Raw genomic sequence first — 12,180 nt, forward strand, 5'->3', positions numbered from 1 at the left:
TTGTTACGTGCGAGATGCCAACGAGCTTGTGAGAATAGTGTTTTCAGGGCTGTCGGCGCTGGTCGTCCAGGACGTGGTGGACGAGGGCGAGGTCATCCGGGTGTCAGCCCGGACCCAGGACGAGCCTGTGCCGTGCCCAGCGTGCGGGCAGCCGACGCCGCACGTGCATGGCTTCCACCATCGAGTGGTCGCGGATGTGCCGGTGGACGGTCGGCGGGTCGTGGTGTCGGTGCGAGTCCGACGCCTGACCTGCCCGGTTCTGGGTTGCCCGCGCCAGACGTTCCGTGAGCAGGTCCCCGGCCTGATCGAACGCTACCAGCGGCGCACGCGCCGTCTCGCCGATCAACTCGGTGAGATCGTTAAGGAGTTAGCGGGCCGGGCGGGCGCTCGCCTCTCCCACGTCCTGGCTGCGACGGTCTCCCGCTCGACCGCCCTGCGCGTGCTCATGCGCCAGTCGGTGCCGCGGCTGCGCGTCCCGCGCGTGCTGGGCGTCGACGACTTCGCCCTGCGCCGGCGTCAGCGTTACGCCACCGTGCTCATCGGCGCCGAGACCGGCGAGCGGATCGACGTCCTGCCCGACCGCACCACCCAGACTCTGGTCGCGTGGCTGTGCGAGCACCCCGGGGCCGAGTACGTCTGCCGCGACGGCTCCGGCTCCTACGGCGAGGCGATCCGCCAGGCCCTCCCCGAAGCGGTGCAGGTCAGCGACAGATGGCACTTGTGGAGCAACCTGTGTGGCAAGGTCCTGGCCGAGATCCGCTCTCACGCCGCCTGCTGGGCCACCGCCGTGAACCCGACCCGGCCCGGAGGCGTACGCGAGCAGACCACCCGCGAACGCCGGCACCAGGTCCACAAGCTGCTCGGCCAGGGCGTCGGGCTGCTCGAATGTGCCCGCCGCCTCGACGTCGCGCTGAACACCGTCAAGCGGTACGCCCGCATGAAGGAGCCCACCGGCGACCGCCGGGCACCCCGCTGCAAACCCACGCTGGTCGATCCCTACCGCGACCACCTGCGCCGGCGCAGGGCCGAGGACCCCGCGGTGCCCGTCACCCACCTCCTGCGCGAGATCAGGGAGCTCGGTTACACCGGGAGCGCGAACCTCCTGGTCCGCTACGTCACCCAGGGCCGCGCCGATGGTGACAGGCCCGTCACCACCCCGCGGCGCTTCACCCGCCTCCTCCTCACCCGTCCCGAGAAACTGCGAGACAAGGACACCGCCCTCCTGAGGGAGCTCACCCAAAGCTGTTCCGAGATGACCGAACTCGCCCGTCTCACGGAGGAGTTCGCGCAACTGCTGGTGCCGCCCGAGGGCAACGACGCCAAGCTCACCGACTGGATCACATCAGTTCGCTCCGTCGACCTGCCCCACCTGCACTCCTTCGCGAACGGCCTGGAACTCGACCGGGCCGCCGTCGACGCCGGCCTCACCCTCCCGTTCCACAACGGCCGCACCGAGGGAGTCAACACGCGAACCAAACGGATCACGAGACAGATGCACGGCCGAGCCGGATTCTCCCTGCTCCGCCACCGCATCCTCCTCCAGTGATCATCACCCAGCGCTACCACCGATTACGGGACAGGGCCGTACTTACGGTGGTACCTGCGGGGCGACCTACGGGACTGGCTGCGGTGGTATCTGCGGTGGTAGCTATGTGGAACGCCTCACCGGCCGGTCTGGCGGCTCGTCCCCGGCCTGACGGGGCCGCCGGCTGACGGCACGAGGTGTGGCCGCTACTGTCCGGGGACCATCGATTCCCGCCGGGGCCGAATGCCCGGAGGTCGGACAGGAGTACCTCGTGACGCAGCTCATGGACCATCTTGAGGAGCGTCTCGGGCGGATGCTCGGTGCGTGGTCCCCCTCGGAGGGTGCGGCGCCGGGCACCCCCCAGGTGGCCTGCTTCCGTGGGGGCCGGATAGCGGGCGTCCAGGCGTTCGCAACGATCGGCCTGTTCAGTACGCCGCTGCATCATCCAGCCACAGACAAGCATTTTCATCTGGAGCTGATGGTCTGCGAGTACGACAGTCGCCCGACGGGTTACGGGTACTTCCCGCAGGTGCTGGAGTACGTGGCGGGGCGGGTGGTGGCGGGCGGGACAGCGGTCCTGCGGGGCGACGTCATTGCGCTGCCCGTACCACTGCCCGGGGGCGCCATGACCGCCCTGTACGCCACCCTGCCGGTCCACTTCGACAACGACTTCGCCTCCGTTCCCATCGAGAACGGCAGCGAAGTGGTCATCGTCTGGCTGATCCCCATCACCCAGGACGAATCCGCCTTCATCCGCGCCCGCGGCTGGAAGGCCTTCGAAGAAGCCCTTGCCCACCAGGACCCCGACCTCCTCGATCCCGCACGCCCCCCACTGCAGCTGTAGCCAAGGAGCGGATCGGGTGTCGTGGTCGGCCGCCCGGCAGGACGACCGGGGGCACCGGCAGGTGTTGCAGCTGTTCGCCGGCGCAGTGCGCCAGGTGATGGGTCGCGCAATCCTCCCCACCAGCGACGGCGAGATCGGCACCGAACTGCGCTACTGCCTGGACGCCTACGTCGTCCTCGGCGCCACCGACGCCGGCAGCGCCCCGGACCTCAGCCGCGCCGAACAGCTCGCCCTGCTCGCCGTCGGCGCCATCGCCACCACCGCACCCAGCACCATCCTCAACGACCCTGGGCGGGACCTGCCCGTGCTGTGCTCGGTCATCGAGAGCGCCCTCGCCTCCGCGGGGGCGTAGCGGCCAGCGCTTCGAGCTCGGACAGCCGCACGACGACAGCCAGCACCAGGTCGCGGCTCTCCGGCGACAGCGCGACCGTGGCGACGGCCAGGTCCCGTACAACGGTGCGCATCGTCGGATTCGTCTTTCGGCCGACCGCAAACTTCTGAATCGCGCTCGCGGAGAACCCCCGGCCCTCGGCCGCCCCGGCGCCGATCGCCTCGGAGATCTCCTGGACGATGTACGGGCCGCGGCCGGCCGGATGGACCGTATGGAACACAGGTGGTCCAACTTCTCGGCGAAGGTCCCGAAGACCACGGCGCACTCAGCCCTCGGATCCGGCCGGCCCAGCGAGGGCTTCCGACACCAACCGGCGGCGCCCGCCCGGCGCCACCGCAGGGGCGGCGACGTCGTCAGAGGCCGGCTCCAGGACTGGGGCCCGCTCGACGGCGAGCCCCCCGTCGGCCAAGACGGGGGCGGCGGCGGGCTCGGAGAACGGGCCGTACAGCGGGCGGCGGTGTTCGGCATTCATGATCAACCAGTCTGGCAGCACCGTCACCGCGCCGCCCCGGCTGCGGCCAGCTGACGCTCTCCTACGCCGGCGGCCATGAGACACCGCGACCCACCATCGGGCTGGCAGACGGAGCTTCAGTGCCAGTGCGGCTGCGAGCCGGCGTCATCGCGGGTGCAGGTGATCGGCTGCCCGTGGGCGTCGGTTGTGGACCGCCCGACGTCGCCCTTACGGCAGAACTCGCCCGGCTTGTAGCAGTTCCCCGCGTTGGTCTTGATGCTGCACGTCCCGCCCGCCCCGGCACCGCTGCTGGCCGTCGGACGGCTGGAGGCGGCGGTGGCGGTGACGGCCGGACGGCTGGGCGTCACGGTGACGGCTGCGGGCGAGGGAGTGACGACAACCGCCGGAGCACTCGCCGCCGCACTGCTGGGCACCACCGTCGCGGACGCGGCCGCAGAGGCGGTGAAAGACGGTGTCGTGGCGGGCGTACCGGCCGGTGACGTCGTTGCCGTGGTGGCTGCCGCGGGCTTGCTGTTCGACGCGGGAGCGGGTGTACCACCGGACGAAGCGCAGCCAGCCATCGCGAGGACGGCGAAGACAGCAATCGCGCCAGAGGCCAGTCCACGGATACGCACACCGGCACAGTAGGTCGCCAGCCGCCGCCCAAAGCGCCGCTGGGCCATTCATGGGCGAGTCGCCGCGGTTTTGCTGGGAGGCGGATGTCCCAACCTATCCCAGCCCCGGACGGCCGGGTCGGTGGTCAGCCGCCACAGGCCGAGCGCTGCGCGGCGGCGCAGCAGCGGGTGCAGGTCGTCCAGGAACTCGTCGGTGAAGTATTTGGCGCGCGCGATGGCGGTCATGACGGCGTCGGTGAGCCTTCGGCTCTGGTAGCCGCGGTGGGCGCGCTCGTGCTGGCCGGGCAGGGTCAGCGAGAGGGAGGGGGCCCGTTCCAGCAGGGCGGCGGGGGCGCGCAGCCGCACGGGTGCGTCGCGCCTGGGGTCGGTGCGCCAGCGCGGCGGCGGGTAGCGCAGCACGGTGGAGATGTGGGTCAGACGGTCGGCGGGGTCGAGCTTCTCCTGTTCTTCGACGTGCTTGGCGAGGAGTTGGCGGAGCGTCTCGTCTCGCGAGGTGCTGCGATGCGCTGCGACGGCGGCCAGGGCGTCGAGGGCGCAGTGCGGTAGTCGGATGTTGGTCTCGGTGTGGGCGGGCACCCGGCCAGTATCGGGGCCGGGGCGCGGCGCCGGCTGCGGGAGCGCAATCACGGGCCCTCTCGAGTCGAGGGACCGCGGTGGTGGGTGCGGCTCAGTGGGGAGCAGCTGGCGCGATTGACCGGGCTGCGGTTGCCGTGGACGGTTGTCGCCGAGGTACCGGGCTGAGGTGAGGTCGTGGCTGGTGGCTTGCTGCCGGCCGCGTTGGTCAAGTTTGAACTACGGCGGTGAGGGGGGTGTCGGGGCCGGGCGCTGGGTTCGGCGGGTCGACGGTGCGCCCGGCGGCCGGGGTCGGCTCCGGTTCCACAGGTACTGGTCGTGCAGTGCAAGGAAGATCTGTCGCCCTGGCGTCCTGTGTGGTGGCGGTGGTGATCCAGCACAGCTCGATGCGTGCTCGGTCGAGCGCGGCGCGGCCCCACTCGCGTATCCGGGCCGTCTGGCCTGCTTGGGCTTCGGAGAGGCGGTCCTGCAGCCAGGTGGGGTCGGCCAGGGCCTGGTCGAGCGCGGCCTCCGCCAGCCCGGAAGCCAGGCCGCCGGCGTACTTGTGCAGTCGGCCTCGCAGTCCCTGCCCTTTGCGTTCGCCGCCCATGCCGACGTAGACCACCGGCCCGGCACCTTGCCGGGCGAGATACACCCTGGGCCGGTCGGTGCGACGCCCAGGGCCGTCCGCCACGGCGCCCAGGGCGACCACGACGCCAACTCCCCCAGGTCCTCCGCCATCTGTCCCCCTTGGTCTCCTTGGTGGCCGCACCCTAGCGGCGGACGCGGGGTGTGAGGTGCGGTCTGGACAACCTTGAGTTGTGCGGCGGTGGGTTCCTTCGATCAGGTGTCACCCTTTCCGAGGACAGCCTCATCAGTGCTTCGCCGTGCAGTGCTCGGTGCTCTCATCGGCGACGACGCAGAACTGGCTGATGCTCTCCCGGTAGCTGTCCGGCGTGCCGTGGTGCTCCTTGCGAGGTGGTCCGTCAATCCACTGGTGCCAGAGGCCGCCTGGGGTCAGAAACCGGACTGCTCGATTGGCACCCAGCTTGGCGTCGAGGTGCAGGAGTGCGCCAATAGCGGCTGTCTGGTCGTAATAGAGGTCGGGGCGTCGCAGGTAGCGATCGAGGTAGGCGGCCAACAGGTCTGCGTCGGCAGGGGTGCCGAAGGTGGCGAGGGCGACGGAGTAAGCCGAGCCCGCGAAGCAGACCTCGCTGGCAAGCAGCAGTTCGCCGAGGCGTTCGCGGAACTCGGTTCTGCGGGCGACGGCGATGAGCCAGGCAGCAGTCTTGCGCTCGCGCCACCCGCCCTCAAGCAGGATGGTCAGCTCACGTGGAGTGATGTCGGCGGCGGCCTCGCCGAGCGCCCGCGTGAACTTGGCGCGTTCAGGCCCGGTCATGCGACCGAGGCTGCCGCCGAGTTTGAGGTAGCGCCGGTCGGGCGTGACGTAGCGGTGGACAAGAGCTTGCAACTCGGGGTCCTCGTGGACGAAGCGCATGGCTGCATCCTGCCCTGTGCAAAACTCTCTGACCAGTGCATTTCTCGGCTGCACCGTTCACTCGGCGGGCTCGTCGTGCGGTTCGCCGAGGTCGTCGAGGAGGCTGGCGATGGGGTCGGCGATGCGCTGGTGGCGCTCAATCTCCCGCTCCCAACCGCGGTCCCTTGCGTCGGTGATCAGTCTCCCGAACGGGCTCGGGGGGCAGTGAAGGCCGACGGTGGGAAGGCGGCGGACGGGTGTTCCGGCGGCGTTCCAGCTCGGCCTGCCCTGGGCCGCGTCGGTCCGCCGAACCTCAGCAGCCGGGGTGGGGCTCTTCGTGGGTCGGTGCCCTGCCACCCGAAGCGGCCGTCCTGTCAAGGTGGGCGACCCTCGTCACGGGCTCGGTTGGCTTCAGCGTGCGGTGCCCGGGTCGCGGGGGTGTACGTGCCGGGCGGTGTGAAGCAGGTGCAGTCGCGTGCCTTGGTCGAGGTGCTCGGGGTGGTCAACGACGAGGGCGCTGGGAGGGTACGCGCGGTCAGATGGGCTGGGCGGGGTCGTCGAGCCAGGTGTGCCAGCCGTCGGGGGTGAGGGTGAGGCCGAGTCGGTCCATGCCGGGCTCGCCTGCGTCGTGCCACCAGGCGAGGGGGTGTTCGAAGTCGTCCCACAGGCGGCGCCCGCCGTACTGGCGGACCCGGTGGACGTCCTGGCCGTCACGGAAGGTCGCGGCTGCCCAGGCCCCGGGCCGGGCGGTGGTGGTGCCGCGCTGCTCCACCAGCTTGTTCTCCACCAGGTCCCGCAGCGCCTCGTAGGCCTTGCCCGAGCGCTTGTGGTGCGGCACCGCCAAGCGCCAGACCTGGTTGGGGGAGGCGACCTTGAGAACGCCGAGGACGGCCAGGACCCTGCCGCGCAGCGGCGCGGTGGAGCGGTGGGGGTAGGCGGCGGAGGCGGGGAAGTTGACACGCCTCTTCTTCGGCGCGGGCGAGGGCGCCGACGGCGGGGCGGGGTCGGGCGTCGGCTCCGGCTTCGGTGTCGTGTCTCGGGTCGGGTTGGTCATGGTGTGGGCCCCCGGGGTTGGTGATCTTTCGGTGTTCTTCGATACCTCACGGCACCGACAGCCCGCGTTGCCGCCCATCAACCCTGCCCGGTCACCGAGCGGGCGCGGCCGACTGGCCGGAAAAAGGGGAAGGGCCACTCAGCGGCCCTGGAGCGCGCAAACCCCGCACGCCCCAGCACCGCCACCACCAACTACCAAGACAAGGGCACAGGGGGGGTTGCCGGGGTTTTCGCGGGGGCCGGAAAACGGGCGCTGACCTCGGGGAACAGGTCTGTTGGCGGGTTGGTGCCTCACCGGGAGGTTCACCGGGAATGCCACCGGGAGCGCAACCGGGCCCGGCACGGTGTCCAGCGGCACCTTGACGGCCTCTCACCGGCCCGCCCGGATACCCGGAGGTCCGCTGCTCCCACGGTAGCCGTGCGGAGCCGCGTACGGGATGTGTGCCTGGACTCCGTAGTTGGCCAAACGGGACAGGGTAGTTGGCCACCGCGTTGTGGAACCGTTGATTCAAAGTCCCTGGATAGCTTCACCGAGGTCAGAGCCGTAGGAGGCCCAGCAGATCACGGATCCCTCGGCATCCAACTGTCCCATGTGCCAGTCGTCGTCACCTTCGGCTCTGACCAAGCACAGATCGTGAAAGCCAAGGATGATTTCAGGCTGAAGCGGTACATTGTTGACCTGCCCCGCCAGCTCGGTCACCACGAGCCGGTCCAGGGAGAGCATGGTCGCTCCCTCGTCTCCTGACACGGCGCGGACGCGCTCGATGGTCCATCCGGCCGGCAGCGTTGCAGTCACGGCCCCAGGGTCGCAGCCGCGACCGACGGGCCGCCACCGGGATTGCTGCCGGCCCAGGCACCTCGGGAGCCACCACCACCCCCTTCTCGAACGACCCGCAGCCTGCCCAGGCTCTGGGCCCATGGCCAACTACCTGTTCGGTTTGGCCAACAAGGCTGTCCCGTTGGCCAACTATCGAGTCCCGGCACAGCCGTCTGCGGGATTGTGACTGTGCACCGTATGTGGCCAAAGTTTGCAGGGTAGATGGCCAGGCCGTGCCCGGGGCGCAGCGAGGTGGTCTTCAGCCCCCTCCGGGCTGCTCTCCTCGCCCACCGCTGACCATGTAGGGGCTCGGAGGGTGGACCGGAACGGTTCTGTGGTGAGGTTGCGGCGTTGAGCTCCTGGGCGACGCGCATATTCATGAAATTGGTGACCTCGGCGCCGGTGGGAATGGTGTCGTACGCGGCTTCGCCGGGCCCGTCCGTCGCCCGCAGGATCTCGGCCTGGCGAGGACGACGCCGCCCTGTCGGACCCGGCGCCTCTCCTCGCCGGTGGCCTTCGGCGCCCGGCCCCACATCCACGCGCCCCCGGCGAGGACGGCCAGCAGTCCCAGCACTCCCATGCCAGCAGTCCAGCCCACCCACTCCAGGACCGCGACGATCAACCCCGCCAGCCCTTCCCCAGCGGGGTTCTCCCCCGGGGCCGGTGGCTCACCGTCCGCCAGCGGGCCGAACACCGCGCTATGCGCTACCTGACCTCCTGTCATCTACCTCTCCGTCCCCTGGGAAGCCCCGCCCGGCAGACCGCCTCACAGCCTGCCGCGCGCTCCCCCGTGTGATCACTCCGAACGGAGCATCAAGTGTGCGTGCTGACATGGACAACTGCCTGGCCTTGCGCTCGCGGCCGCGCTCGGTGGTCTGCACGTCGAGTGCTTCGCGCCGCAGCTGCTGTTCGTGCTCGGGCTTGGTGGGGTGGCGGGTGCCGTCGATCCAGCGCAGCACGGTGCGCGGTGCGACGCCGTAGGCGGCGGCCATGGCCTTGGTGCTGCCGCCGTACTTGCGCTCGCGGACCTGGCCGGCCTGGGTGGTGGACTGCACGGGAGCCTGACGGGAAGGGAAGAGCGTCTCGCGGACCCGCCCGAACATCCCCCGGAGCTTGCCGGCCATCAGTTGTCGCCTTCCTGCTCGTCGTTCGCGCTGTCGGCGCCGGCCAGGTCAGGGCCGATGTAGGTGGCGTCGGTGGCGTAGTGGTGGACCAGCTTGGAGGGGTGCTCACGGCCGCCCATCGCCTCGACGGCGGCCTGCAGCGGGATCGAGGCCTCGTGCTTGTGGCTGCCCGGGGCGATGCCCAGGCGCAGCGCGCCGGGGACGGGGGTGCCGTCGTCCTTGGCCGGGAGGAGCTCCAGCGGGGTGGGGTGGTCGGTGGTGTAGAGGTAGGAGTCGACGTTGACGGCGAAGGGCGCCCGGCCGGTCAGCTGGAGGGTCTTGCGCAGGCAGCGGTGGGCGGCGATGCGGGCGGCGGCGATGATGTGGAAGCGGATCTCGGGCCGGTAGGACCAGGAGGCGGCGACCTTCTCCAGCCAGGTGGGGTCGTCCAGGTGGCGGGCGGAGTCGGCCCACTTGCCGATGCCGCCCTTGTAGATGTTCTTGTACAGGCCGGCCAGGACCAGGGCGTCCGCGCGGACCGGGTCGTCGCCGACGTCCTTGTGGACGGTGTAGGCGGCCAGGAACTCCTGCGGGGCCTGGCCGTCGGTCAGGCCGAGGTCGGCGTAGGCCCGCTTGTAGCCGGCCCGGATGCGGGTCGTCCATTCCTTGAGCAGCGGGACGGTGTGGGTGGACAGGTATGCCTCGGTGATGGTGGCCGGGTCGAAGCCGTAGGTGGTGGCCATGTAGGCGACGGTGGGGGTGGCGTACCAGCCCGGCCCGGTCGGGGGGCGGCCGTGGAAGGTCGCGGGGTGCGGCAGCAGTTCGTCGACCGGCGTGGTGGTGAAGTCGCACCACCACAGGCCGGAGGTCTTGCCGCCGTTCCAGTCCGGGTTCACCACCAGCTTCAGCGGGCCTGCGGGCAGGCGCAGGGAGTCGGTGACGCACAGGTAGGACGCGCATACGTCGACCGCGACCGCGAAGGACCGCCCTGCCTCCTCGGCGGTGAGCTCGCGGGCCCACCACTTGTAGTCCTCCTCCTCACACACCGCCTCACCGCGGGACAGCAGCTCGCGGGTGAGCGGGTGGCGGGCCCCGGCGGCCGGCGGCACGCACAGGTCGCCCTTCGTGAGGGCGCCCTCACGCAAGTAGGAGGTCCACTCCCCCGTCGCCTCGTCCTTGACCCACTCCTCCCTGGGGCGCACCGCCTCCAGCAGCCGCATCCTGGTGGTGGCGGTCGTCGCGCCGGGGGCGACGCCGAGGTCGGTGGTGAAGGCCCGGAGGCGGCGGGCGAAGGTGAGAGCGTCCTTCGTGCCGTCGGGCGCGGTGGCGAGCGGGATCGCCAAGGCGCTGGTGGCTTGCTGGCGTCCGTCACCCTGCCCGAGCCACGGCGCGACCGTGATGCGCACCGAGGTCTTCGGGCCGCCGGCCGACCCCTTGCGGCGAAAGACGTGGAAGCTCGGCCCGACCTGGTCGGAAACCTCCATGCCCACGGTGGCGGCGGCCTTCGCCAGCTTCATCTGGAGCGCGGCCACGGCCTTCTCCGTCGTGGGGAATGCGGCGGGCAGGCCCAGTTGCTTAAGGGCGTCGGTGGTCAGCACCACCGTGCCGTCCCCGCCACGACCGGAGGGATGGGCCCGCTCGATGCGCAGCGGCAGGCCGGTGCCCAGCCACGCGAACCAGTCGGTGAGCTTCGGCCCGGCCGGGGCCGGGACCTGCGGGACGTCCAGCGCCCAGGTGCCGTCCTCGGCGACGTCCAGCGCGACCATCGGGCAGCAGCAGCCGGAGCTGCCGGACGTGCCGGGGTCGGGCGGGACGGGGTACGGCCTGCGGCCGGACGCTGGCCGGACCGTACCGCCGGAGCCGGAGCGGCTGCGGGCCGGGACGGCGTGGCGACGACCGGGACGGGCGCAGCAACCGGTGCCGGGGCGACCGGAGCGGGGGCCGGCTGCTCAGCCGGGACGGCCGGGGCGGGGGCCGGAGCGGGCTGGGCCTGCACAGCCACCGGGGTCGGGGCGGGCTGGGCCTGCGGGGCGGCGGCGAGACGGCACCAGCCGCCCAGGTGCATCGGGCGGCCCTGCGCCCGGTAGACGGACGGCTGGCCGCACTGCACGCACGGCTGCGCCTCGAACATCCTCAGCGAGCCGTCCGGGTTCTGGTCCAACGCCGGCACCGCGGCGGCGGAGGCCTGCGGCGCGGCAGCAGGCGCCGCAGGCGCCGGTGCCGGTGCCGGTGCGGCAGCGGGCGCCGGTGCGGCGGGGAAGCGGGCGGCGAGGCCGTCGAGGAGACGGGCGTAGGCCGGGGTGATGTCCGGGCCCGGGACGACGCTGCCGTCCTCCCAGCCGCGCACCAGGACCGAGTCCACCCGCAGGGCGACGGCGATCTGCGTGGTCGTCAGCCCGGCCGCCAGGCGCAGCCGCTGCCGCTCCGCCGGGACCGGCAGACCGGTGCTCACCGCGGCGAGCAGGGCGTCGACGGAGTTCAGCAGTTCGTCGGACATCGGGCTCTCTCCTCAGCGTCCGTTGGGTCGGGTCGGGTCGATCCGGGGGTCGCCGAACAGGGCGTCGAAGAGCGCCTCGGTGACGCAGACGGCCCTGCTCGGAGCGGCGGGGCGCAGGGTGTAGCCGGCGGTGCGCCCGAGGTCGGCCACCGCGATCGGGACCTGCGGGCGGTAGTAGAAGGTCAGCTCCCGGCCGGCGAACCCGGTCCGTCCCGAGGTCAGCGGGCCGGCTGGTTGCAGTGGAATTGCTGATTGATCTGCTCGGCTGTCATGACGCCTTTTCTGGTCCAGTACTGTCCGGACACCAACGTGGCGGCAGCTACCTTCTCCATGTCGGCCACGTCGCCCGCACTCGAACCGCTAGCGATTCCGTAGTCGACTTCCAGCAGCTTCGGAAGGCTGGTCGAGGTGCTGAAAATCTGCCGCTCCTCGAAGCCCTCGGGGGCCCAGCCCCGGCTGTCGTGAATGATGAGGCTTCCCTTGGCCTCCTGGCTGGGGGTGGGGTGCGTCGCAGAGAACAGCTCGATACGTTCCCCGCTGACATCGGCTGCTCGGATGCTTTGCAAGTGGTCATCTGGGCACATCGGCACGAACACCTCGACTCTTCCGTCCGTGATCCGGTAGCCGAAGGGGAGCGGATCAGGGTCGGACATGAAGCACCCGGACAGGCCGATCGTGCATGCGAGCGCGCTGACCGCTGCGCTGATTCGCTTCACAGCCACCGCTTGTAGCCGCGGTTCTGCCAGCCCGCTTGCTTCTCGTACTGCTTCGTACATGGATCAACTCCGGCGGAGAAGTACTTGAAGGGGAAGAGCGGCCAGTACCTCAGACCGCG

At 70.9% G+C, this 12,180-nt stretch carries 14 protein-coding genes; 4 read left to right on the plus strand and 10 right to left on the minus strand.

All coding sequences use genetic code 11. The features are described from left to right. Positions 1–7: 7 nt before the first annotated feature. The 3 genes from J2S46_RS00545 to J2S46_RS00555 all read left to right on the plus strand — a co-directional run bounded on the left by J2S46_RS00545 (position 8) and on the right by J2S46_RS00555 (position 2,721). Positions 8–1,546 carry an ISL3 family transposase gene (locus J2S46_RS00545; protein ID WP_442358315.1) on the plus strand — a complete coding sequence of 513 codons (1,539 nt, stop codon included), beginning with the start codon at positions 8–10 and terminating at the stop codon, positions 1,544–1,546. A gap of 250 nt (positions 1,547–1,796) precedes the next feature. Then, positions 1,797–2,369: a suppressor of fused domain protein gene (locus J2S46_RS00550; RefSeq protein WP_191294712.1), complete on the plus strand. Its 573-nt coding sequence runs from the start codon at positions 1,797–1,799 to the stop codon at positions 2,367–2,369. A 16-nt stretch (positions 2,370–2,385) separates the two neighbouring features. Continuing rightward, positions 2,386–2,721, plus strand: a complete 336-nt coding sequence (locus tag J2S46_RS00555; RefSeq protein ID WP_191294713.1) for a hypothetical protein — start codon at positions 2,386–2,388, stop codon at positions 2,719–2,721. On the opposite strand, the gene J2S46_RS00560 is transcribed toward J2S46_RS00555, so the two are convergent. Beyond that, positions 2,687–2,980, minus strand: a complete 294-nt coding sequence (locus J2S46_RS00560) for a hypothetical protein (RefSeq protein ID WP_191294714.1) — start codon at positions 2,978–2,980, stop codon at positions 2,687–2,689. The genes J2S46_RS00555 and J2S46_RS00560 overlap by 35 nt on opposite strands. A gap of 507 nt (positions 2,981–3,487) precedes the next feature. Between J2S46_RS00560 and J2S46_RS00565 the strand changes: the two genes are divergently transcribed. After that, entirely contained in the window at positions 3,488–3,859 is a 372-nt protein-coding gene (locus J2S46_RS00565; protein ID WP_191294716.1) for a hypothetical protein, read from the plus strand. A 35-nt stretch (positions 3,860–3,894) separates the two neighbouring features. Here the strand turns inward: J2S46_RS00565 and J2S46_RS00570 are convergent, their stop codons facing one another. From J2S46_RS00570 to J2S46_RS00610, 9 genes are all read right to left on the minus strand, one after another. Then, on the minus strand, positions 3,895–4,422 hold the full coding sequence (locus J2S46_RS00570; protein WP_191294717.1) for a hypothetical protein: 528 nt from the start codon (positions 4,420–4,422) through the stop codon (positions 3,895–3,897). 205 nt (positions 4,423–4,627) lie between these two features. Next, on the minus strand, positions 4,628–5,023 hold the full coding sequence (locus tag J2S46_RS00575; RefSeq protein WP_191294718.1) for a hypothetical protein: 396 nt from the start codon (positions 5,021–5,023) through the stop codon (positions 4,628–4,630). A gap of 249 nt (positions 5,024–5,272) precedes the next feature. Continuing rightward, the gene (locus J2S46_RS00580) at positions 5,273–5,896 is read right to left on the minus strand and encodes a DUF6000 family protein (RefSeq protein ID WP_191294719.1); all 624 of its coding nucleotides are present in this window, start codon (positions 5,894–5,896) and stop codon (positions 5,273–5,275) included. Between the two features lie 514 nt (positions 5,897–6,410). Next, the gene (locus J2S46_RS00585) at positions 6,411–6,929 is read right to left on the minus strand and encodes a hypothetical protein (RefSeq protein WP_191294721.1); all 519 of its coding nucleotides are present in this window, start codon (positions 6,927–6,929) and stop codon (positions 6,411–6,413) included. 507 nt (positions 6,930–7,436) lie between these two features. Continuing rightward, positions 7,437–7,724, minus strand: a complete 288-nt coding sequence (locus J2S46_RS00590) for a hypothetical protein (RefSeq protein WP_229913439.1) — start codon at positions 7,722–7,724, stop codon at positions 7,437–7,439. 719 nt (positions 7,725–8,443) lie between these two features. Beyond that, a complete protein-coding gene (locus tag J2S46_RS00595) occupies positions 8,444–8,869 on the minus strand; it encodes a hypothetical protein (protein ID WP_191294722.1) in 426 nt (141 codons plus the stop codon). Beyond that, entirely contained in the window at positions 8,869–10,614 is a 1,746-nt protein-coding gene (locus tag J2S46_RS00600) for a DUF8841 domain-containing protein (protein ID WP_191294723.1), read from the minus strand. Before J2S46_RS00600 ends, J2S46_RS00595 begins: the two co-directional genes overlap by 1 nt. 743 nt (positions 10,615–11,357) lie before the next feature. After that, positions 11,358–11,495: a hypothetical protein gene (locus J2S46_RS00605; protein ID WP_191294724.1), complete on the minus strand. Its 138-nt coding sequence runs from the start codon at positions 11,493–11,495 to the stop codon at positions 11,358–11,360. A gap of 68 nt (positions 11,496–11,563) precedes the next feature. Beyond that, complete coding sequence (locus J2S46_RS00610) at positions 11,564–12,121, minus strand: hypothetical protein (protein ID WP_191294725.1); 558 nt, start codon at positions 12,119–12,121, stop codon at positions 11,564–11,566. Positions 12,122–12,180 lie beyond the last annotated feature (59 nt).

It is taken from the genome of Kitasatospora herbaricolor, from assembly GCF_030813695.1.
In the GTDB taxonomy this organism is placed as follows: Bacteria; Actinomycetota; Actinomycetes; order Streptomycetales; family Streptomycetaceae; genus Kitasatospora; species Kitasatospora herbaricolor.

Coding starts and splice junctions, on each gene's coding strand:
- J2S46_RS00565 (WP_191294716.1), top strand. CDS start 3,488: ATGCTGCACGTCCCGCCCGCCCCGGCACCGCTGCTGGCCGTCGGACGG.
- J2S46_RS00580 (WP_191294719.1), bottom strand. CDS start 5,896: ATGCGCTTCGTCCACGAGGACCCCGAGTTGCAAGCTCTTGTCCACCGC.
- J2S46_RS00585 (WP_191294721.1), bottom strand. CDS start 6,929: ATGACCAACCCGACCCGAGACACGACACCGAAGCCGGAGCCGACGCCC.
- J2S46_RS00595 (WP_191294722.1), bottom strand. CDS start 8,869: ATGGCCGGCAAGCTCCGGGGGATGTTCGGGCGGGTCCGCGAGACGCTC.
- J2S46_RS00600 (WP_191294723.1), bottom strand. CDS start 10,614: ATGGTCGCGCTGGACGTCGCCGAGGACGGCACCTGGGCGCTGGACGTC.
- J2S46_RS00610 (WP_191294725.1), bottom strand. CDS start 12,121: ATGTACGAAGCAGTACGAGAAGCAAGCGGGCTGGCAGAACCGCGGCTA.